19 protein-coding genes, 6 tRNA genes and 1 pseudogene are annotated in these 20,905 nt (G+C 70.7%); 16 read left to right on the forward strand and 10 right to left on the reverse strand.

Annotation, left to right across the window (positions count from 1 at the left end):
• Positions 1-15 precede the first annotated feature (15 nt).
• The 3 genes from Adu01nite_RS18920 to Adu01nite_RS18930 all read left to right on the forward strand — a co-directional run bounded on the left by Adu01nite_RS18920 (position 16) and on the right by Adu01nite_RS18930 (position 3,958).
• Complete coding sequence (locus tag Adu01nite_RS18920) at positions 16-2,037, forward strand: TRAP transporter permease (RefSeq protein ID WP_307836641.1); 2,022 nt, start codon at positions 16-18, stop codon at positions 2,035-2,037.
• A 10-nt stretch (positions 2,038-2,047) separates the two neighbouring features.
• Positions 2,048-3,037: a TAXI family TRAP transporter solute-binding subunit gene (locus Adu01nite_RS18925; RefSeq protein ID WP_239132523.1), complete on the forward strand. Its 990-nt coding sequence runs from the start codon at positions 2,048-2,050 to the stop codon at positions 3,035-3,037.
• Positions 3,038-3,139: 102 nt separating this feature from the next.
• The gene (locus tag Adu01nite_RS18930; protein ID WP_203728205.1) at positions 3,140-3,958 is read left to right on the forward strand and encodes a DUF6745 domain-containing protein; all 819 of its coding nucleotides are present in this window, start codon (positions 3,140-3,142) and stop codon (positions 3,956-3,958) included.
• 1 nt (position 3,959) lies between these two features.
• Here the strand turns inward: Adu01nite_RS18930 and Adu01nite_RS18935 are convergent, their stop codons facing one another.
• The gene (locus Adu01nite_RS18935) at positions 3,960-4,727 is read right to left on the reverse strand and encodes an alpha/beta fold hydrolase (protein ID WP_203728206.1); all 768 of its coding nucleotides are present in this window, start codon (positions 4,725-4,727) and stop codon (positions 3,960-3,962) included.
• 371 nt (positions 4,728-5,098) lie between these two features.
• Between Adu01nite_RS18935 and Adu01nite_RS18940 the strand changes: the two genes are divergently transcribed.
• The 6 genes from Adu01nite_RS18940 (at position 5,099) to Adu01nite_RS18965 (ending at position 5,723) form a co-directional block, all read left to right on the forward strand.
• Positions 5,099-5,171 (forward strand) — tRNA-Trp (locus Adu01nite_RS18940).
• A 157-nt stretch (positions 5,172-5,328) separates the two neighbouring features.
• Positions 5,329-5,401 (forward strand) — tRNA-Ala (locus Adu01nite_RS18945).
• A 7-nt stretch (positions 5,402-5,408) separates the two neighbouring features.
• Positions 5,409-5,481: transfer RNA gene (locus Adu01nite_RS18950), tRNA-Met, on the forward strand.
• Between the two features lie 4 nt (positions 5,482-5,485).
• Positions 5,486-5,559: transfer RNA gene (locus Adu01nite_RS18955), tRNA-Arg, on the forward strand.
• Positions 5,560-5,570: 11 nt separating this feature from the next.
• Positions 5,571-5,643: transfer RNA gene (locus Adu01nite_RS18960), tRNA-Lys, on the forward strand.
• Positions 5,644-5,645: 2 nt separating this feature from the next.
• Positions 5,646-5,723 (forward strand) — tRNA-Met (locus Adu01nite_RS18965).
• A gap of 53 nt (positions 5,724-5,776) precedes the next feature.
• Here Adu01nite_RS18965 and Adu01nite_RS18970 read toward each other — a convergent pair.
• Together Adu01nite_RS18970 and Adu01nite_RS18975 are read right to left on the reverse strand one after the other, a co-directional pair.
• Entirely contained in the window at positions 5,777-6,496 is a 720-nt protein-coding gene (locus Adu01nite_RS18970; protein WP_203728207.1) for a hypothetical protein, read from the reverse strand.
• A 122-nt stretch (positions 6,497-6,618) separates the two neighbouring features.
• Complete coding sequence (locus tag Adu01nite_RS18975; RefSeq protein WP_203728208.1) at positions 6,619-8,235, reverse strand: AMP-binding protein; 1,617 nt, start codon at positions 8,233-8,235, stop codon at positions 6,619-6,621.
• An 87-nt stretch (positions 8,236-8,322) separates the two neighbouring features.
• On the opposite strand from Adu01nite_RS18975, the gene Adu01nite_RS18980 reads away from it, so the two are divergent.
• The 3 genes from Adu01nite_RS18980 to Adu01nite_RS18990 all read left to right on the forward strand — a co-directional run bounded on the left by Adu01nite_RS18980 (position 8,323) and on the right by Adu01nite_RS18990 (position 11,863).
• Positions 8,323-9,156: a helix-turn-helix transcriptional regulator gene (locus Adu01nite_RS18980; protein ID WP_239132524.1), complete on the forward strand. Its 834-nt coding sequence runs from the start codon at positions 8,323-8,325 to the stop codon at positions 9,154-9,156.
• Complete coding sequence (locus Adu01nite_RS18985) at positions 9,153-10,160, forward strand: zinc-dependent alcohol dehydrogenase (protein ID WP_203728210.1); 1,008 nt, start codon at positions 9,153-9,155, stop codon at positions 10,158-10,160. Before Adu01nite_RS18980 ends, Adu01nite_RS18985 begins: the two co-directional genes overlap by 4 nt.
• A 62-nt stretch (positions 10,161-10,222) precedes the next feature.
• Complete coding sequence (locus Adu01nite_RS18990) at positions 10,223-11,863, forward strand: GMC oxidoreductase (protein ID WP_203728211.1); 1,641 nt, start codon at positions 10,223-10,225, stop codon at positions 11,861-11,863.
• Positions 11,864-11,942: 79 nt separating this feature from the next.
• Here Adu01nite_RS18990 and Adu01nite_RS18995 read toward each other — a convergent pair whose 3' ends face one another.
• Complete coding sequence (locus Adu01nite_RS18995) at positions 11,943-13,088, reverse strand: glycoside hydrolase family 12 protein (protein WP_203728212.1); 1,146 nt, start codon at positions 13,086-13,088, stop codon at positions 11,943-11,945.
• Between the two features lie 282 nt (positions 13,089-13,370).
• Between Adu01nite_RS18995 and Adu01nite_RS19000 the strand changes: the two genes are divergently transcribed.
• Together Adu01nite_RS19000 and Adu01nite_RS19005 are read left to right on the forward strand one after the other, a co-directional pair.
• The gene (locus Adu01nite_RS19000; RefSeq protein WP_203728213.1) at positions 13,371-13,715 is read left to right on the forward strand and encodes a histone-like nucleoid-structuring protein Lsr2; all 345 of its coding nucleotides are present in this window, start codon (positions 13,371-13,373) and stop codon (positions 13,713-13,715) included.
• 71 nt (positions 13,716-13,786) lie between these two features.
• Complete coding sequence (locus tag Adu01nite_RS19005) at positions 13,787-14,527, forward strand: SDR family NAD(P)-dependent oxidoreductase (protein ID WP_203728214.1); 741 nt, start codon at positions 13,787-13,789, stop codon at positions 14,525-14,527.
• Positions 14,528-14,530: 3 nt separating this feature from the next.
• Here Adu01nite_RS19005 and Adu01nite_RS19010 read toward each other — a convergent pair whose 3' ends face one another.
• Complete coding sequence (locus Adu01nite_RS19010) at positions 14,531-15,241, reverse strand: SDR family NAD(P)-dependent oxidoreductase (protein WP_203728215.1); 711 nt, start codon at positions 15,239-15,241, stop codon at positions 14,531-14,533.
• Positions 15,242-15,325: 84 nt separating this feature from the next.
• Here Adu01nite_RS19010 and Adu01nite_RS19015 point away from each other — a divergent pair, with 84 nt between their 5' ends.
• Positions 15,326-15,982 carry a TetR/AcrR family transcriptional regulator gene (locus Adu01nite_RS19015; RefSeq protein ID WP_203728216.1) on the forward strand — a complete coding sequence of 219 codons (657 nt, stop codon included), beginning with the start codon at positions 15,326-15,328 and terminating at the stop codon, positions 15,980-15,982.
• A 34-nt stretch (positions 15,983-16,016) separates the two neighbouring features.
• Positions 16,017-16,643: a class I SAM-dependent methyltransferase gene (locus tag Adu01nite_RS19020; RefSeq protein WP_239132525.1), complete on the forward strand. Its 627-nt coding sequence runs from the start codon at positions 16,017-16,019 to the stop codon at positions 16,641-16,643.
• Between the two features lie 80 nt (positions 16,644-16,723).
• Here Adu01nite_RS19020 and Adu01nite_RS19025 read toward each other — a convergent pair whose 3' ends face one another.
• The 5 genes and pseudogenes from Adu01nite_RS19025 to Adu01nite_RS47855 all read right to left on the reverse strand — a co-directional run.
• Entirely contained in the window at positions 16,724-17,455 is a 732-nt protein-coding gene (locus Adu01nite_RS19025) for an HAD family hydrolase (RefSeq protein WP_203728217.1), read from the reverse strand.
• Between the two features lies 1 nt (position 17,456).
• Positions 17,457-18,212 (reverse strand): ROK family protein, encoded by a 756-nt coding sequence (locus tag Adu01nite_RS19030; protein WP_203728218.1) that lies wholly within the window; start codon positions 18,210-18,212, stop codon positions 17,457-17,459.
• Positions 18,213-18,245: 33 nt separating this feature from the next.
• Complete coding sequence (locus Adu01nite_RS19035) at positions 18,246-19,535, reverse strand: hemolysin family protein (protein ID WP_203728219.1); 1,290 nt, start codon at positions 19,533-19,535, stop codon at positions 18,246-18,248.
• 68 nt (positions 19,536-19,603) lie between these two features.
• Positions 19,604-20,503, reverse strand: coding sequence for a DNA-3-methyladenine glycosylase family protein (locus tag Adu01nite_RS19040; RefSeq protein WP_203728220.1), 900 nt, complete (start codon positions 20,501-20,503; stop codon positions 19,604-19,606).
• 252 nt (positions 20,504-20,755) lie between these two features.
• A pseudogene (locus tag Adu01nite_RS47855) lies at positions 20,756-20,905 on the reverse strand (Pecanex-like protein 1); the annotation flags it as partial.

The following is a 20,905-nucleotide window of genomic DNA, read 5'->3' on the forward strand; positions in this document are numbered from 1 at the left end:
AGTACTCTCCGTCACATGGGCGGTGATCGATATTCACCGGGCGACGCGGGGGCGTTGACGTCCACCATGGACGATCCGCCCGCGGTCCACTACGACGACGAGGAGTTGCCCGCCCGCAGCCTCTCCGGCCGCGTCGGGCTCGGCGTCTCGATCGTCGCGTTCCTGGTCGCGCTGCTGGTCCTGGGGCAGGTGTTCCGGCCGCTGGCCCGGGGCAGCCAGTTCTACCTGATCATCTTTCTGGCGGGCACGTTGCCGCTGGTCTTCCTCGCGTACCGGGCCCGCATCACCGGCGCCGGCCGGGAGCGGCCGACGCTGCCGGACTGGCTGTTGGCCGGGCTGGCCGTGGTCACCTGCCTCTATCCGGTGAGCCCGCTGCACGGCGGCTACGACGGTTTCCTCGACCGGCAGGGCCTGCTCGAACCGATCGACATCGTCCTCGGCGCGGTCCTGCTGATCCTGGTCGTCGAGGCCTGCCGGCGCACCACCGGGATCGCGCTGCCGCTCGTCTGCCTGGCCTTTCTGGCGTACGGCTACTACGGCGGCCTGCTTCCGCAGAGCTGGCCGATCGCGCACGCCGGCCTCGATTTCGCCCAGATCGTCGACGCGCTGTACAACTCGGGCAGCGGCTTCTACGGCACCCCGCTCGACGTGGCCGCCACCTACATCGTGCTGTTCACCATCTACGGCGCCGTCCTCGACCTCAGCGGCGCCAGCCGCTTCTTCGTCGACCTGTCGGTGGCCGCGTTCCGGAAGTCGCGCAGCGCGGCCGGCCGCACCGCGGTGGCCGCCGGGTTCCTGCTCGGCACCGTCTCCGGCTCGGGCACCGCGACCGCGGTCAGCGTCGGCGCGGTCACCTGGCCGCTGCTGCGCCGGGCCGGCTACCCACCCGAGCAGGCCGGCGGCATGCTGGCCGCGGCCGGGGTCGGCGCGATCCTCTCCCCGCCCACCCTGGGCGCGGCCGCGTTCATCGTCGCCGAATACCTGGACGTCTCCTACCTGACCGTCCTCGGCTGGGCCACCATCCCGACCCTGCTCTACTACCTGGGCATCCTGCTCGCCGTCGAGATCGACGTGCGGCGCTTCCGGGTCCGCTCGATCGAGGTCCCCACCACCAGCGCGTGGCGGCTGCTGCTCCGCTTCGGTTACCACTTCTCCTCGCTGATCCTGATCGTGGTCCTGCTGGCCCTCGACGTCAACGCGACGCGGGCGGTCGTCTACGCCACCCTGGCCGCCTTCCTGCTCTCGTTCCTCGACCCGCGCGCCCGGATGACCCCGCCGCGGGTCTTCACCGCGCTGTCGGCCGGGGTGCGCGGGGTGCTGCCGGTGGTCGCGGTCTGTGCCGCGGCCGGCATCATCACCGCGACCACCACCAAGACCGGCCTCGGCGCCCAGCTCGCGTCGTTGCTGGTCGCCGGCGCCCAGGCGGTCACCACCAACCCGACCGCGGTGCTCGCGCTGACCGTCGCCCTGGCCGCGGTGGCGCTGGCCATCCTCGGCCTCGCCGTCCCGGTGACGGCCAGCTTCATCATCGGCTGGGTGATCATCGGGCCGGCGCTGCTCGGGCTGGGCGTGCCCGCGCCCGCGGCGGCGATGTTCGTCTTCTACTACTCGGTCCTCTCCGAGGTCACCCCGCCCACCGCCCTGGCCGCGGTCGGCGCGAGCGCGATCACCGGCGGCCGCACCGTCCCGACCATGTGGCAGGCGCTGAAGTACGCGCTGCCCGCCTTCCTCGTCCCGGTGGCGTTCGTGCTGACCGACTCCGGATCCGACCTGCTGGCCCAGGGTTCGTTCACCGGCATGGTCTGGACGACGGCGGTCGCCTGCCTGGCGGTGCTCGCGCTGGCGGTGGCGACCGGCGGCTGGGTGCCGGGCATCGGCCGGGCGGGTACGCCGAGCCGCGTGCTGGCGGCCGCGGCGGGCCTGCTGCTCCTCTACCTGGAGCCGCTGACGATCACCATCGGCGTACTCGCCCTGGCCGCCGCGGCCGGATGGGCGTTTTTTGATGGGAAGAAGGAATCGCCTACGGAACGGGGATGACATGCGACGAATGGCAATCGGAGTTACCGGACTGATGCTCGTCTCGATCGCGGCCTGCGGTGGCCGGCAGGATGCCGCGACCACCGACAGCGGCGGGGACGTCACCTGCGACGTCACGAATGAGACCCGGGTCGGCATCGCGACCGGGAATGCCACCGGCGTGTATTTCGCGCTGGGCAATGCCTATGCCGAGCAGATCGGCGCGGCCGGCGGAAAGGTCAAGGCGACCGCGGCCGAGACCGGCGCCTCCGTGCAGAACATCCAGCAGGTGGTGGCCGGCACCTACAACGTCGCGTTCGCGCTGGCCGACACCGCCGCCGACGCCGTGAACGGCACCGGGAGCTTCACCGAGAAGCAGCCGGTCGCCGCGCTGGCCCGGATCCACACCAACTACACCCAGGTCATCGTGCGCACCGCGGCCGGCATCAAGGACGTCGCCGGAATGCGTGGCAAACGGGTCTCCACCGGCTCGCCGAAATCCGGCACCGAGGTCATCGCCAACCGCATCCTGAAGGCGGCCGGCCTGGACCCGGCCAAGGACATCAGCGCGCAGAAACTCGACCTCACCAAAACCGTCGACGGCATGAAGGACGGCTCGATCGACGCCCTCTTCTGGTCGGGCGGGCTCCCCACTCCCGGCATCACCGACCTGCTCACCACGTCGGCCGGCAAGGTCCAGTTCCTGGACGTCACCACCGTCCTGCCGGAACTGCAGAAAATCAATCCGGTGTACGAGGCCGGCACCATTCCGGCCGCCACCTACAAGACGACGGCCGATGCGCCGACCATCGTCGTACCCAATTTCCTGCTGGTCCGGACCGACCTCGACGCCAATGTGGCCTGCGTGCTGACCAAGGTCCTCTTCGACCGGAAGACCCAGCTCGAACAGGCGAACGCCGCCGCCAAGGAGATCACCCTCGACAAGGCCCGCAAGACCGACCCGGTGCCGCTGCACCGCGGGGCGGTCAAGGCGCTCGACGACCTGGGCGCGCCGAAGTGACGCCGGCCGCCCCCGGCCTAATCCCCTTGCCGGGGTGGCCGGGGGCGGTCATCATGGCCCGATGCGTAACTCCACTCGAAAGGGCGTACGCGCCCTCGCGCTTTGATCGCGACCGCGCGGCGTAGCACCGCGCTCGTCTCGGACCTCTGGGTCCAGGCCACCGAGATCCGGCAGGAATGGCTCGACATCGGGCTGACCACCGAACCCGCCGACCGGTCCGCCACCGAAGAGGCCATCGCCTCGATCTACGCCCGGCATCGGCGCGGCCGTCCCGAATTCCGCTGGGTGTCCTCGCCCGCGGCCGCCGTGCCGCACCTCGCCGGACTGCCCACCCACGCGACCCTGCGCTCGTGGGTCGCCGACCGCCGGCCGCCCGGCCGGCCACCCCTCGCCAGCGACATCGCCGCCGGCCTGTCCCGGCTGCGTTCGGTGCTGGCCGAGACGTACGCCGAACCGCTGCCGGACCGCAAACCGATGAAGCGCGAGAAGGGCAAACCCTGGCCGGTCCTGCCGGTCGACCGGGCCCTCGACGCCGGCCTGCCGTTCCACGAGTTGGTGCGGCAGGGCGTCCGGGAGGCGCTGTTCCGGACCCTGGCCGATCAGATCTACCACCCGATCCGGGCGGCGCTGGGTCCGGCGCTGCCGGTCTGCTGGTACGGCCATCAGGACGCCGCCTGGATCGCCCACCTGGAAGTGCTGCGGCGGCTCGGCCTGATCTCGGTCGGCGACGGCTCGGCCTTCGTGGCCTGGACGACGCTCGCCCGGTCGGGCGGCTGGTGGTGGCCCGGCGAACAGCACTGCGTCGTGGTGGACCGGCCCGCCGTGATCCGGATGTCGCCGATGCCCGGCGCATGGCACGGCGAGCTCCGCCGTGACACCGGTCAGCCGGCCGTCGACTATCGCGACGGCTGGTCGATCTGAGTCAGGGGGCCCCGGTCACAACGTCGGCCGGGGCCCACCAGGCGGTGACCCGGTCGACGATCTGGCTGCTTCCGCGGACCCAGGTGACGTGGTCGTTGCTGTTGCCGGGGAGGACGTCGTCGTACTCCCAGCGGGTCACCTGCTCGGGGGCGAACAGCCGGCGAGCGAAGCCATCGACCGCGGCCGCCGGGGCGAGGCGGTCGCCGCCGAGACTGATGATCAGCGACGGCGTTTCGATCAACCGGTCGGCCGGAAAGGGCAGTTGCCCCGACACCGCCATCCGGGCCCACTCGCGCATCAGGGTGCGCGCTCCGGGGCCGCCGAAGGCCGGCTTCGGGAGATGGCCGAACGCCGTGGTCAGCGCCGGCACGACGACGGTCGCCATCACCACCAAGGGCAGCCCGCCGAGCGGGTAGTGCCGGTGGAACGGCAGCGCGCCGCCGACCGTGATCACCCCGTCGACCGGCTCGCGACTCAACTCGTGGCCGGCGGCCAGTTGAGCGCCGAGACTGTGCCCGAGGAGCAGGACCGGCCGGTCGCGGTCCTCGGTGCGGGCCTGCACCACGGCCTCGGCGATGTCGTCGATCTCGTCGGCATAGGACCAGTCGTGCTGACGGCTCGCCCGGGGCAGCCCACGCTCGAAGCCACGACGCGGCAGCGCGCGGGCCTGCCACCCCCGCCGCTGGAAGTCCTCGACCAGCGGCCGGTAGTAGGAGGACCCGATCGCCATGGCGGGCGCGATCAGGACCAGGGGCGCGCTCGGCGACATGGCGCTCCTAGCTCGGCGGAAGCACCAAGTTACTCGACGGTACGGTCGAGTTGACAGCGGTGGTGGCCATCGTCACGGCGCCTGACGCTTTCTTTTGTTCGCCGCATTGTTCGCCGAAAAAGGCATTGCTGCGGCGGTGGTGGTGCATTACTGTTTGGGAAGTCCGCAACACGGAGCACGCGAAAGGGGATCGAGATGAAGTGGCAGGCCACCAAGATGGTCCACCTCGCCGCCGCGATGCCCATCGGCATGCGACGCGCGCCGAAGTGGCGCTCCCAGGGAGTGAGCTGGCGAAACGGCTGATGCCGTAACGGTTTCCGTCGCCGCCCTCCCACCTCGGGACGGGCGGTTTTTTCGTCTGTGCATGACTTACGGGCGTAGCTCAATCGGAAGAGCAACGGTTTCCAAAGCCGTGTGTTGCGGGTTCAATTCCTGCCGCCCGTGCGGCAATTTAAATTGCAATTGTGGTGTCCAAAAATAGTGGAAGGAGCGGCGGCCTCAGCGGGCCGGCTGCGGTGGGTAGGGCGACCGCCGGGCTAGCTGGACGGGATTACTTGCGCTACCCGGCCAACGCAGGGCGCCGCCGCCCCTTTCGCTCCGAGGGCTCGTAGCTCATCTGGTAGAGCGCCCGTCCTGCAAACGGGAGGTGGCCGGTTCGATCCCGGCCGGGTCCACGCACACGTCGTCGTAGCTCAGCGGTAGAGCACTGCCCTCATAAGGCGGAGGCCGGTTGGTTCGACACCACCCGACGACACGAAGCCCCTGTGGCACAGCTGGACAGCGCGCCGGATTACGGATCCGGAGGTCGGGAGTTCGAATCTCTCCAGGGGCACGGCAACACAAGCGTCGCTAGCTCAATCGGTAGAGCATCCGCCTCTTAAGCGGAGGGTTCGGGGTTCGAGACCCCGGCGGCGCACTCGCAGGGTGGAGCAGCTCGGAGTGCTCGCGGGTCTCATACGCCCGAGGTCGTGGGTTCAAATCCCACCCCTGCCACCAACGGAAAGGTCCGGGGTGTGGCGGCGGCGTTCCGGCCGGTGGCAGCCTGGATGCTAGGCGGCGGCCTGCAGGGCCATCTCGGTCTTGGTGCGCTGCAGGTCGGCGGGGGCCACGCCGTGCGAGCGCAGTGCCCGGGACACCCGGGCGGCGACCGCGCCGGCCTCGTCGACCGGGCAGCGGGTGGACAGCTCCAACAGGTAGGTGCCGTCCGGGTAGCGCCAGCGCTCGGCGGTCAGGCCCTGCTTCAGGCCGCGCAGCTTGAAGTTGCGGCGGTGCACGTGGATCGGGCCGAAGACGGTCAGGTCCTTCGGCCGCACCGACGGCGGGGCGTACTTGGTCAGCATCCGCCGCTGCTGGGTGGAGAGCAGCGTGATCAGCGGGCGCCCGGCGGCGACGGCGCGGGAGACGTCGCGCCGGCCCAGGCGCTTCTTCAGGGCGCCCGAGCAGACCGCGTGGCTGGGCAGGGCGTCGATCTCGACGTGGAACTGCTCGGCGTTGCGCAGCCAGCCGGGCATCCGGCCGGGGACGACCGGGCGCAGCTTCACCACCGCGTCGTCGCGTTGGTCGGCGCGGTCGCGGAACCGGATGATCACGTCGTTGCGGTAGAGCTCGAGGTCGGGGGTGTCGAGGAAGTAGATCCGGCGGGACGGGCCGCGGTCCGAGTTGATCCCCAGCGAACGACCGCCGTGGCGGGGCAGCACCACCTTGAGCTCCACGTTCGTGGCCTGGCCGGTGAGGCTCTGCAGCGGGTCAGGCTGCCAGAATCCCGTCACGGTGAATGTCCTCCTCGCTTCCGTGCGCCCCGCGGCAAACGCGCGCGGAACGAGGTTGCGGGGCGGCTTACCCCCGTACACCTTCCATTAACCTTACGGCAACCACATGGACGTTCTGCTACCTACGCGTTTCGGATCGACGCAGCGTCGGCCAGACCCAGGATGTCGACGGCCTTCTCGCGCATCTCGACCTTGCGGACCTTCCCGGTCACGGTCATCGGGAAACCGTCCACCACGTGCACGTAGCGCGGGATCTTGTAGTGGGTCAGCCGGCCGGCGCAGTACTCCCGGACCGCCGCCGCGGTCAGCGCGGTGGTGCCGGGGCGCATCACGATCCAGGCCATCAGCTCCTCGCCGTATTTCGCGTCCGGGACGCCGATCACCTGCACGTCGGCGATGTCCGGGTGGCCGTAGAGGAACTCCTCGACCTCCCGCGGATAGACGTTCTCGCCGCCGCGGATCACCAGGTCCTTGATCCGGCCGACGATGTTGACGTAGCCGTCCGCGTCCATCGTCGCGAGGTCGCCGGTGTGCATCCAGCGGGCCGCGTCGATCGCCTCGGCGGTGGCGTCCGGCTGCTCCCAGTAGCCGAGCATCACCGAGTAGCCGCGGGTGCACAGCTCGCCCGGCTCGCCGCGCTCGACGACCAGCCCGGTGGCCGGGTCGACGACCTTGGACTCCAGGTGCGGCATCGACCGGCCGACCGTCTCGGTGCGGCGGGCCAGGTTGTCGTCGGGACGGGTCATGGTGGACACCGGGGACGTCTCGGTCATCCCGTAACAGATCGCCAACTCGGCCATGTTCATCTCGGCGACCACCCGCTTCATCACCTCGACCGGGCACGGCGAGCCGGCCATGATGCCGGTACGCAGGGTGGACAGGTCGTAGCCGGCGAAGTCCGGCAGGCCGAGCTCGGCGATGAACATGGTCGGCACGCCGTACAGCGAGGTCACCCGCTCGGCGGCGACCGCGGCCAGGGTGCGGGCCGGATCGAAGGCGGGGGACGGCAGCACGATGCAGGCGCCGTGCGAGGTGGCGCCGAGGTTGCCCATCACCATGCCGAAGCAGTGGTAGAGCGGCACCGGCAGGCACACCCGGTCCTGCTCGGTGTAGTTGATCAGCTCGCCGACGAAGTAGCCGTTGTTGAGGATGTTGTGGTGCGAGAGCGTCGCACCCTTCGGGAACCCGGTCGTCCCGGACGTGTACTGGATATTGATCGGGTCATCGAAGGCCAGCTCGGCCGCGCGCGCCGCGATCCCGGTCAGGTCCCCGTCGAGCAGAAGATCTTCAAAACTTGCTTCGCTTATGTACGCCACGTCAGCGAACCCGATCGACTCGATCATGCCCCGGTAGTCGCTCGACTTGAACGCCACCGCACTGATCAGCAGGGTCAGCCCGGACTGCTTCACCACGTACTCGAGCTCGTGCGTCCGATAGGCCGGGTTGACGTTGACCAGGACCGCCCCGACCTTCGCCGTCGCATACTGCGTGATGACCCATTCCGCGCAGTTCGGGGCCCAGATGCCGACCCGGTCGCCCTTGGCGATCCCGCGCGCCAGCAGACCCCGGGCCAGGCGGTTCACGTCCGCGTCGAGTTCCGCGTAGGTCCATCGCCGGCCGGCCGCCACGTCGACCAGCGCCTCCCGGTCGCCGAAGCGGGCGACGGCGCGTTCGAAGTTGGCCCCGATCGTCTCGCCGAGCAGGGGCGCGGTGCTGGTTGCGGAGGCGTAGGACAGCATTCCCGCAGCATGGGCCGCTGTCCGGCGGCCCACCAGCCCCGATCGGGGGTAGGCCTAGCAAGGCAGTGCCCGTGCCATGCTGTCAATGTGCTCGAAACAGCCGATCTGCCCGCCGCGCTCGGCCGGATCCGCCGGGTCACCGGCCTTCCGGTCGCGTTCGGCGGCGTGGTCGCGGCCGACGTGCGGCACATGCGGCTCACCGATTTCGCCGGCACCAGCACGCTCGCGCTGCACGGCCTGGTGGTGAGCGCCGGCCACGGGCTCGGCGGCCGGGTGGTGACGACCGCGCGGCCGGGCCGGGTCGCGGACTACGCGGCCGACCCGCGGATCAGCCACGAGTACGACGGGCCGGTGACCGCCGAGGGGCTGCGCGCGATCGCGGCCGTGCCGGTGGCGATGGGCGGTTCGGTGCTGGCGGTGCTCTACGCGGGGACGCGCGAGCCGATCGCGGTCGGTGGCCGGGCGCTGGACGCGATGGGCCGGGTGGCGCTGCGGCTCGGCACCGAGGTGACCGTCCGCCGGGAGGTCGCGCGCCGGATGGCCGAGCTGGAGGTCGCCGCCGCCCGGGACGCCCGCGATGCCACCGCCCGCGAGTGGGAGGAGGTGCGGTTGGCGCACGCCGACCTGCGTACCCTCGCCGCGGAAACCTCGGACCCCACCCTGCGGGAGCGGCTGCAGCACATCTCCGACCGCCTGGTCGGCGCCCGCCCGGGCGCCGCGGCGCCCCCTCCGCTCTCCCCGCGCGAGCTCGACGTGCTCGCGATGGTCGCGGTCGGCTGCGGGAACGCGGAGGCGGCGCGTCGACTGGGGCTTTTGCCGGAAACCGTGAAGAGCTATCTGCGCAACGCCATGCGCAAGCTGGGCACGCATGGCCGGATGGAGACGGTGGTGACCGCGCGGCGCCTAGGATTCCTGCCGTGAAGCGAGTGATCGTGACCCCGGCCGGGGTCGAGGTGACCGAGGCCGCGGTGCCGACTCCGGGGCCGGGCGAGGTGCTGGTGCGGACGGTGCTGGCCGGCATCTGCGGCTCCGACGTGCACGCGGTCCAGGGCCGCCATCCGAACATCGCGCTCCCCTACCGGCCCGGCCACGAGGTGGCCGGCACGGTCGAGGCGGTCGGCGCCGGCGTCACCCGGGTGGCGGCCGGGCAGCGGGTCGCACTCGAACCGTTCCTGCCCTGCTGGGAGTGCAAGCAGTGCCGGGCCGGGCGGGAAAACCTGTGCGAGCGGCTCGGCTTCTTCGGCTGCGGGCACGACCAGGGGGCGATGGCCGAGCTGTTCACCGTCGACCAGCGCCGGCTGCACCGGGTGCCGGACGCGCTCGACTGGACCCAGGCCGCGTTCATCGAGCCGCTCGGCACCCCGGTGCACGCGGCCCGGCTGGCCGGCGGTCTCGCCGGGCGCACCGTGGCGATCCTCGGCGCCGGCACGATCGCGCTGCTCACCCTGCAGGTGGCCCGGCAGCAGGGCGCGGCGCGGGTGGTCCTGACCGCGCGGTCGCCCCGGTCGCGGGAGCGGGCCGCGACGTTCGGGCCGGACGCGGTGGTCGACGCGACCGCGCCGGACGCCGCCGAGCAGGTGCGCGGGCATCTGGGCGAGAGCGCCGACGTCGTGTTCGACTGCGTGGCCGAGCAGTCCACCATGGACCAGGCGATCGCGATCGCCGACAAGGGCGGCACGGTGGTCGTGGTCGGGGTGCCGCCGGCCGCGGTGACCATCCCGCTGCCGCTGGTCCAGGACAGCCAGTTGCGCATCCAGGGCAGCGCCACCTACCTGCCGGAGGACTTCGCCGAGGCGATCGCGCTGCTCGTCAGCGGCGCGGTGACGGTGTCCGGGCTGGCCACCGTCCGGCCGCTGGACGAGGCCGCCGCCGCGTTCGCCGACGCGGCGAGCGGCGCGCACGTCAAAGTGTTGCTCGGTGCCTGATTCCGGCTAAGTGAGGGGCGCGACCCCTGGTGGTTACCTGCCGGTAATGCAAAGGTGGGCCGATGACGGATTACGACGTCGTGATCGTGGGCAGCGGCTTCGGCGGCAGCGTGAGCGCGCTGCGCCTGACCGAAAAGGGTTACCGGGTCGGCGTGCTCGAGGCCGGTCGGCGCTACACCCCCGAAACACTCCCGAAGACCTCCTGGGACCTTCGCAACTTCCTCTGGGCGCCGAAGCTCGGGCTGCGCGGCATCCAGCGCATCACGCTGCTGAAGGACATCATGGTGCTGTCGGCGGCCGGCGTCGGCGGCGGCTCCCTGGTGTACGCGAACACGCTCTACCGCCCACCGGCCACGTTCTTCGCCGATCCGCACTGGTCCGGGATCACCGACTGGGCGGCCGAGCTCGCGCCGTTCTACGACCAGGCGTCCCGCATGCTCGGGGTCACCGAGCAACCCACGATGACGCCGTCGGACGTGGTCATCCGCTCGGTCGCCGAGGACATGGGGGTGGGTTCGACCTTCCGGCGTACGCCGGTGGGGGTGTTCTTCGGGGAACCGGGCAAGACCGTGCCGGACCCGTTCTTCGGCGGCGCCGGGCCGGATCGCACCGGCTGCACCGAGTGCGGCAACTGCATGATCGGCTGCAAGGTCGGCGCCAAGAACCGCCTCGACGTCAACTACCTCTACCTGGCCGAGAAGGCCGGCGCCGTGGTGCACCCGGACACCGAGGTCACCACGATCCGGCCGGTCGATGACGGCTGGATCGTCGAGACCCGGACCGGGCGCTTCACGGCCGGTCAGGTGATCCTCTCGGCCGGTGCGCTCGGCACCCAGCGGCTGCTGCACGCCATGCGGGACACCGGCGTGCTGCCGCACGTCTCGGCCCGGCTCGGCTCGCTGACCCGCACCAACTCCGAGGCGCTGCTCGGCGCGCAGGCCGCGTCGGTGCCGGCCGAGCCCTACTCGAAAGGGGTGGCGATCACCTCGTCGTTCCACCCGGACCCGACCACCCACATCGAGCCGGTCCGCTACGGGCCCGGCAGCAACGCGATGGGCCTGCTCGCGACGCTGCTGGTCGACGGGGGCGGGCGGGTGCCGCGGCCGCTGAAGTTCCTCGGCCAGATGCTGCGCCACCCGTACGTCCTGGCGCGGTCGCTGTCGGTGCGCCGGTGGAGCGAGCGCACGATCATCGCGCTGGTGATGCAGACCCTGGACAATTCGCTGACCGTGCGGCGCACCAAGCGTGGCCGGTTGACCACCGGCCCCGGGCACGGCGAGCCGAACCCGACGTGGATTCCGCAGGGGCACGAGGCGGTCCGGCGGATCGCCGACAAGATCGGTGGCTTTCCCGGCGGCACCGTCGGCGACATCTTCGACATTCCGATGACCGCGCACATTCTCGGCGGCGCCACCATCGGCGAATCCGCCGCGGCCGGGGTGCTCGACGCCTATCACCGCGTTTACGGGTATGCCGGATTGCACGTCGTCGACGGCTCGGCGGTGCCCGCGAATCTCGGCGTGAATCCGTCGCTGACGATCACCGCGATGGCCGAGCGGGCGATCTCGCTGTGGCCGAACAAGGGCGAAAATGATCAGCGGCCGGCACTCGGCACGGAATATCGCCGGATCGCCGCGATCGCGCCGCACTCCCCCGCCGTTCCGGCCCACGCGCCGGCCGCCCTGCGGCTGACGACCAGATGAATTCGCCGGGCGAATTGGACGAACCGCCCCGGCACCGGAGAATCGGCGACGAGGCGGCTCGGGCTGGCGAGCCTGATGATCAGGCGGTGGTGCAGGTCGATCCGTTGAGCGTGAATCCGGACGGGTTCGTGAAACTGCCCGAGTAGGTGCCCTGGAATCCGAAGGAGGCGTTCGCCCCGGCGGCCAGGCTGCCGTTCCAGGTGACATTGCCGGCAGTGATCGCGCCGCTCGAACCGGTGATGTTCGCGTTCCACGAACTGGTGATCGACTGACCGGACGGGAGCGTGAATCCGAGGTTCCAGCCGTTGATCGCACTGGTTCCGGTATTGGCGACGGTCACGTTGGCGGTGAAACCGCTGCTCCAGACATTCGTGCCATAAGTGACCCGGCAGGCGGCCGTGCCGGTGGTCGGCTGGGTCGTCGGTGCCGTGGTCGGGGCGGTGGTCGGGGCGGTCGTGCTCTGGCCACCACTGTTCACCGCGGCCGAGAAGTCGGTGACGGCCAGGCCGGCGCCGCCGATCCACGGCTCGAAACCGGCCTGGATGCTGGTCAGATACCACGAACTGGTGATCGCTCCGCGGTTCTTCACGTCGTTGATGAAATCGAGGACGCTGAAGCTCCAACTGGCGATGGGGGACGGCGCGACGTACGAGATCACCGCGTTGGAACCGTTGCTGCCCCGCCAGACCTCCCAGCTCCGGCCGCCGATGGTCGCGTTTCCGACCACCGAGCCGATCGGCTGGATGGAGCCCTGCCGGTTGAACCAGATCATGATCTCCTGCTGGTTGACCCCGTCCTTCTTCGGCGACGGGTCCAGCCAGATGTCGTACGCCGCGTCGTAGGTGGCGCCGGATACGTACTGGTAGGAGATGCTGCTGGTGGCGCTGGAGATGGCACTGACCTGGATCGGCAGGTTGGTGCCGGGTGAGCAGTTCGTGTAGTGGCAGCCGAGATAGACGGCCGGGTAGGAGACCGGAGCGCCACTCGTGTTGCCGGTGCCATGCTGGCTGGTCACCGAGAAACCGGTGCCGGTCACGTTGATGCACTGCTGGGCGGAGGTGCCCCAGCGGTTGTTCATCACGACGTAGCGGCCGCCGATGGTGGTGGAGCCGTACTGATCACAGATCTGCGTGTCGGCCGCCGCTGGTCCGGCGACGGCGAACGCCGTCACGGCACCGGCGGCCAGAAGACCGAGGGCCATGAAGGCGCGGATGGCACGTCTCATTACGAAGCTCCTTGAGAGGGGATCCCGCGGGGACGGGGCTGTGGGAGCGCTCCCACCGCACGTTACAGGACATTCACGAAGCTGAAAAGTAGTCGGCACTGCCCGGATCTGAACGACCGTCCCCGGTAGCACCGGGGTGTGCACATAATTGCGACATGCAGTGCGGCAATTTGCACTGAGAACTATCGGGAGACAGAATAATGGCGTATCGACATTCGCGGCGCCCACGCCGCGTGCGCATAGTCGTCACTCAAATGACATCGCTGTAGGAGCAGGCACACCATGGCCAAGCAGGTAATAACCCTTCTGACCGACGACATCGACGGCGGAGAGGCCGACCGCACCGTCGAGTTCGGACTCGACGGTGTGAACTACACGATCGACCTCTCCGAGAAGAACGCCGGAAAGTTGCGCAAGGCGCTCGACCCGTTCCTCAACTCGGCCACCCGGGTCGGTCGCAGCGGCGCCCTCTCTCCGGCCCGGCGCAGCGCACCGGCGAGCACCGGGCGGGCCAGCCGCGACCAGAATCAGGCGATTCGCGAGTGGGCCAACAAGAACGGCTTCGAGGTGTCCGAGCGTGGCCGTATCCCGAGCCACATCGTCGAGGCGTACCACAGCAAGCGATAGGTTGATCCCCGTCGTCGGATAAACGGCGTCCCCGCACACGCGGGGGCGCCGTTTTTCGGAAAGAGGGACACATGCGGGTCGTAATCGTCACCGGCGCGTCGAGCGGAATCGGCCGGGCCACCGTCACCCGGATAGGTCGCGCCGGCACCACCGTAGTGCTCGCCGCCCGCCGTGCCGACGAATTGGAAAAGGTGGCCGGCGAGATCCGCGCGCAGGGCGGCGACGCGCTCGTGGTGCCCACCGACGTCCGCGACCCGGCCGCGATCACCGCACTGACCTCGGCCGCCATCGAGGTGACCGGCCGGATCGACGGGCTGGTCAACAACGCCGGCATCGGCGGCCCGTCGTCGATCCTGGCCGACGACGAGGTGGTCGCCGGCATGATCGAGGTGAACCTGATGGCGCCGATCCGGCTGATGCGCGCGGTCGTGCCGATCATGACGGAACAGGGCTCGGGCGCGATCGTGAACATCGGCTCGGTGGCCGGCGAGATCGGCCTCGGCGGCACCTACTCGGCCACCAAGTTCGCCCTGCGCGGGATGAGCGACTCGGTCCGCCGCGAGCTGATCGGCACCGGCATCGGGGTGACGCTGGTCGAGCCCGGCTTCATCGCCACCGACCTCACCAAGCGGCGCCGCGGCCTGCCCGGCCCGGAGATCGTCGCGGCCGCCGTGGAGCGCGCCCTGCAGCGTCCCCGGCGCCGGATCGTCGTCCCGTTCAAATACCGCCCGGCGATCACCCTGGCCAACACGCTGCCCGCGCTGACCGACCGCCTGTACGCGGGCCGCGCCGCGAGCCGCCGCGAGTCCTGACCGCTAGGGCGCGACGTCCTCGCCGCGGTCGCGCTTGGTCAGCATCGTCCACATCGTCTCGGCCAGGTCGGCCGGCTCGACGGTGGGGACCTTGCTGAAGTCGACCCCGACCGACAGCTCGCCCGACGTGGCCAGCCGGTGGCCGGCGCTGCCCCGGATCATCGCGGCGATGTGCAGGACGCCGGCGTAGACGCCCTGGGCGGCGATCTCGCCGTGCAGGGACAGGACGTAGTTGCGGGCCGCGGCCATCGCCGGGCCCAGGCCGCTCAGGTTCGGCATCGGGCGGACCGCCGAGATGCCCTGGCCGATCAGGATGCCGCCGTCGCCGCGGGCCAGCATCTCCGGCAGCACCTCGCGGACGATCGCGACCGGGGTCAGCAGGTAGAGGCTCACGTAGTGCTGGGCGGTCGGGACGTCGAGGTCGCTCGCCCGGATGAACAGGTCGGTGGTGATCGGGGCGTACTCGATCACGTCGATCCGCTCGAACCGCTCCCGGATCCGGCCGACGAGGGCGGGGATCTCCGCCGTGCGGGTCAGGTCGGCCGGGAAGGCCGCCGCCTCGATCCCCTCCGCCGCCAGCTCGGCGGTCAGCGCGGCCAGCCGCGGCTCGTCCCGGGCGACCAGCGCCACCCGGTAACCCTCGCGACCGAACCGGCGGGCGACCGCCTGCCCGAGGCCGGCTCCGGCACCGAAGACGACAACCGTTCTGGACATGGCGACTCCCTAAGTTGAGGTAGGCATCAACTTAGGGCGAACTTGAGGGCTTCGTCAACTTTATCGTGGTGGAGAATCGGTGACATGGAACAGCCGATGCGTCGCGATGCCCGCCGCAACGTCGAGCGCCTCGCCACCGCGGCCGGGCAGGTCTTCAAGGAGCGCGGGCTGGACGCGCCGCTCGAGGAGATCGCCCGGGCCGCCGGGGTCAGCGCCGGCACGCTCTACAACCGGTTCGGCGGGCGGGACGCGCTCATCGACGCGGTCATGCCGGACGTGGTCGAGGCCAAGGTGCGCGAGGCGATGACCCGGGCCGACGCCGAGGACGACCCGTGGGACGGCTTCGCGCTCTACGTCACGCTGCTGTGCGAGATGCAGGCCGGCGACCTGGCCATGAACGACGCGGTGAGCCGCCGCTACGCCGACGCGAAGCGGCTCAACGAGATCTGCGAGGCGCAGATGGACGGGGTGCGCGGGCTGATCGCCAAGGCGCACGCGGCCGGGAAGCTACGGCCCGACTTCACCGCCGAGGACCTGCCCTACCTTCTCTGGACCACCTCGACGATCGTGCGGGCCACCGCGGGCCGGGCGCCGGACGCCTGGCGGCGGGCGCTGGCCTTCACCCTGGACGGCCTGCGCCCGGCCGCGGCCCACCCGCTGCCTGCCCCGCCACTGACGGCGGAGCAGGTCCACGCGGTGATGCTCGACCTCGGCGCCCGCCGGGCGGGCCAGGGCCGGTAAGAAGACGGCGAGATCGGACCGGCACAATCGAGACGTGCTCCTGGAGTTCATTCGTAGTAACACCACGCCCGCGCCGGTGCCGTTCGTTCCCGAGGTCATGCTGTTTCAGGCGGACGAACCGATCGCGCTCTGGGAGAAGACCGAAGCGGCGGGGGCCGAGCAGCCGCCGCCGTTCTGGGCGTTCGCCTGGGCCGGTGGGCAGGCCCTCGCCCGGCATCTGCTCGACCAGCCCGACCTGATCTCCGGGCGCAGCGTGCTCGACCTGGCGACCGGGTCGGGGCTGGTCGCGGTGGCGGCGGCGCTGGCCGGCGGGAAGCCGGTGGTGGCCAACGACATCGACCCGTACTCGCTGGCCGCGGCGGCCGCCAACGCCGCCGCGAACGGGGTCGCGGTCGACACCGTCGAGGCGGACCTTCTCGACACCGTGCCGGCGCAGCAGGTGGTGCTGGCCGGGGATGTCTTCTACAGCCGGGAGATGGCCGGTCGGGTGCTGCCGTTCCTGCGCCGGGCCGCGTCGCGCGGGTCGCTGGTGCTGGTCGGTGACCCGGGGCGGGCCTATCTGCCGGCCGGGCTGATCAAGCGGGCCACCTATGACGTGCCGGTTAACGAGTCATTGGAGAGCGTCACCATTCGCCGCACCGCGATCTGGCAGGTCGTGTGAACGCCTCGCCGTAGCGGGCGCACGGCCCGGTGTTGCAGCCAGGTCTGACTGCTCGGCGGGGGCTGTTCCACGTCGTACTCTCAAAGGGTTTTGGCTATCAGGTCGCAGAGTTCGTGGCCGTCGCAGATGGTGTCGTCGGGGGTCGGCCAGTCGAATTCGCGTTCCTTGTCGGTGCGGGGGGAGCGCATCAGGATGGCGCGAGCCACGTCGGCGCGGCGGGCGCAAACGACGTCGCGGCGGCGGGAATCGCCGACGAACCAGCATGATTCGGGCGGGATGCCGAGCTCGTCGGTGGCGTTCCAGATCATTTGCGGATTGGGTTTCCGGACGCCCGCCTCGTCGCTGTAGATCTGCACGGCGAAGTACGGATTGAGGCCGGTCTTTTTCAGGAAATCGCGGTGGGCGGCGCCGGAAAGGGTGTTGCTGACGACGGCCATCGGGATATCGGCGTCGTGGATGGTGTGCACCGCCTCCGGAATTCCCGGGCGAAGCTCCCAATTGTCCCGCCAGGCCCAGTCGTAACTCAGATGCCGGACCGCGCCCCGCACCGGAACCTGAGCGGCCGGCGGCCAGCCGGGCAGCACGAAGCGTTCCCAGACGTCGGCCTGCGACAACTCGTCCGGCCATTCCTCGTCGCGCCACCGCGCCCACGCCGCCGCGCCGTCGGTGAGGGACCGCTGGATCTCGCCGGGGCTCAGCGCACCCCGGGCCAGGTTGTAGATCCGCAGCACCAGGGCGGGCGGGGCCGAGCGCTGCGGCGGAGCATCCGCGAGGACGCCGCCGAAGTCGAACAGCACGGCACCGGGTCGCATGTCAGCGGGACGTCCCGAGCGTCCAGGCCCGGACGCCGCCGACGATGCCCGCCGTGTTGGGCACCACCACCACGTCGTCGCCCATCCGCGCCAGCTGGGTCGGGGTGATCAGGCGCGAGTTGCCGCCGCCCAGATAGAGACGGTCCCAGAGGAAGACCGGGCGCAGGCCCTCGATGACGTTGCGCACCCGGCGGGACCAGAGGGCGTCGCCGAGCCGGCGGCGCTCGTGCTCGCCGATGTAGGTGTCGTAGGACATCCCCCAGCGCACCGGGGCCTGCGACATCTCCAGGTGCGGGGCGAGCACGCCGCCGTCGAAGAGGGCGCAGCCCAGGCCGGTGCCGAGGGTCAGCATGAGCTCGCAACCGGTGCCGGCCACCACCCCGGCGCCGTGCACCTCGGCGTCGTTGAGCACCAGCGTGGGCAGGCCGAACGCCTCGGCCAGCGCGGTGCGGGCGTCGAAGCCGTGCCATTGGTCGACCAGCTCGGGGTCGACCTTGGTGCGCGGGCCGCTGCGGGTCACGTAGTGCGGGGTGGCCACCACGACGCCGTGCCGCAGCATGCCGGGCATGCCGACGGTGACCCGGTCGGCGGTGGGCAATCGCTCGCCCAGCTGCATCAGGGTCTTGACGAACAGGTCGGGGGGAAGCGGATAGGGGGTAGGGACGCGCAGCGGATGAGCGCGCATCGTGCCCGCCTCATCCAGCACCGAGCCCTTGATGCCGCCGCCGCCGCAGTCGATCGTCAGGGTGAAAGCCACGCCACCAGTTTGCATGGAGGTCACCTCCCCGCCCTATTCTTCCTCGGTTGCCGCCTGGAGAGGGCGCAGGCGCACCCGGGTGATGGCCCGGCCGGTCACCTCGACCACCTCGGCGGTGAACTCCGGCAACTCCACCACCTCGCCGGGGGCGGTCGGGATGTGCCCGAGCTTGGCCAGGACCATGCCGGCGATCGTCGTGTAGTCGCCGTCGTCGTGCGCGCCGGTCTCCTCGTGGAAACCGATGTCGGGCAGGTCGTGGATCGGGAACGCACCGGGCATGAGCAGCGCGCCGTCGTCCTCGTGGACCACCGCGGCCACGTCCCGGTCGGTCTCGTCGTAGATCTCGCCGACGATCTCCTCGACCAGGTCCTCCATCGTGATGATGCCGTCGATCGCGCCGCGCTCGTCGACCACCAGCGCCAGCTGGGTGCGCTCGCCGCGCATCTGCCGCAGCGCGTCGGACACCCGCAGCGTCTCCGGCAGGAACAGGCCCGGCCGGCACACCGCGTCCACCGGGCCCTCGGCGTCGACCAGGTCGCGCAGGTGCACGACCCCGATCACGTCGTCGAGGCCGGCCGGGCCGACCACCGGCGCCCGCGAGTGGCTGCCGGCGATCAGCGCGCGCAGCGCCTCGTGCGCGGGACAACCGGTCGGCAGGGTGAGCACGTCCCGGCGGGGCACCAGGATCTCGCGCAGGATCCGGTCGGCGATCTCGAACGCGCCGCTGATGATGGTGCGCTGCTCGGCCGAGAAGTCCTGCTGGGCGGCGACCATGTCGCGGATCTCCTCGGTGGTGACCTCCTCGCGCTGGGCCGTGGGGTCACCGCCGGCCAGCCGCACGATCAGGTTGGTGGAGACGCCGAGCAGCCACACCGCCGGGCGGGAGATCATCGAGAGGATGTCGAGCGGGCGGGCCACCAGCAGCGCCCAGCCCTCGGTGCGCTGCATGGCGATGCGTTTCGGGGCCAGCTCGCCGATCACCAGGGTGATGAAGGTCAGCGCGATCGTGACGATCAGGATGGCCACCGGCTGGGCGGCGGTGCCGAGGAAGCTGAGCGGCTCGAGCAGCGGCTCGGACAGCGAGACCGCGGCGGCCGCGGACGCCAGGAACCCGGCCAGCGTGATGCCGATCTGGATGGTGGCCAGGAACCGGTTGGGGTCCCGGGTCAACCGGCCGAGCACCTTTCCGCTGCTCGATTGTCGTTCGAGGCGCTGGACCTGACTCTCGCGCAGGGACACCAAGGCCATCTCGCTACCCGAGAAGACGGCGTTCACCAGCACGAGCACCAGGACCAGAACGATCTCTCCGGCGGTGCCACCCATCGTCAGCTCTCCAGGGCCAAAGCGATCACGAGGGGACCAACTTACCCAGAGTGGCGGGGATACGCCCGTCAGAACCTCGCGAAGGACCGGATCGGCATCCTCGGGCCGTACCGCGGGGCCCGGATGCCACCGTGGGCGAGCAGGTCGCAGACCCGGCCACGATGACCGCGGAACGGCTCCAGCAGCTCCAGCATCCGCTCGTCGGTGCCGCGCGGCTCGCCGGCCAACCCGAACGCCACCGTGTTGGGCACGTGGTAGTCGCCGACGCTCACCGCGTCCGGGTCACCGAAGGCGACGCGGGTCACCTCGGCCGCCGTCCACGCTCCGATGCCGGGCAGCGCGGTCAGCTTCCGGGTCGCGTCGGTGGCGTCGGCGCTGGCCTCCAGCCGGGCGGCCACCTGGGCGGCGCGCAGCAGGGCCTGGGTGCGGCGCTGTTCCACGCCGAGCGGGTGGAAGGCCCAGTAGGGGGTCGCCGCTATCGCGGCCGGATCGGGTGGGAGGAGGAGATCTCCGGGGCCGGGCGCCGGCTCACCGAATTTCCGGGCGATCTGACGGTACGACCGGAAGGCCTCGACGCCGGTCACCTTTTGTTCCAGGACCGCCCGGAGTACGCGGTGGAAGACCATCCCGGTCCGCGGCATCCGGACGCCGGCGAACGTCCTGGCCAGCTGGTGCAGCACCGGGTGCTGTCGCGCCATCTCCGGGAAGCCGGTGAGGTCGTCGCGGAGGCCGGCGATCGCGTCGGCGTTGTCCGCCAGCCAGTCCCCGCCCTCGCCGTACGTCTCGACCTCGATCTCCCCCGATTTTTCCCGCTTCAGGTGGATCGATCCGGGCCCGTCGGGCGTCCGGGCGGCGAGGCGGAACTCATCGGCGGTCAGCCGGCCGATCGGGTCGAACCGGGGGGCCAGCAGCGGGGCCAGGGTGCGGCCGAAGTGATACCGCTCGGGCGGGATCAGCCGGCGCGTCATCGGGCCACCCTAGCCTGTTCTTCCCCTGTTTCTTTTCCAGGCCGATGGCCCTGACCGCGCTCCCGGTCAGGGCCATCGGACTTGGCGATCGGACACCCGAGTGATCCGAATCGCCTGGAACCAACCACATTCGGCCATCCGTCAGGGGGAAGGACGACCACCGGCTTCGACGGGGGGTCCTGGCCGGGGCGGGGCCGTGTCGGCGGCCCTGCCCCGTTCAGGTTCGTTACCGGTCTGCGGCAGGCTCGATGATCAGTTGACGACGCGCAGCTTGACCGCGTCGAAGGCGGGGGTCTCGTTCGCCCGCTCCATCATCGGGATACGGTGCGAGCCGTCACCGGCCCAGGAGGCGCACTGCGCGGTGCCCTGCGTCGGCAGACCGGCAACCTGGATGGTCACCTC

The organism is Paractinoplanes durhamensis (genome assembly GCF_016862175.1).
Lineage (GTDB): Bacteria > Actinomycetota > Actinomycetes > Mycobacteriales > Micromonosporaceae > Actinoplanes > Actinoplanes durhamensis.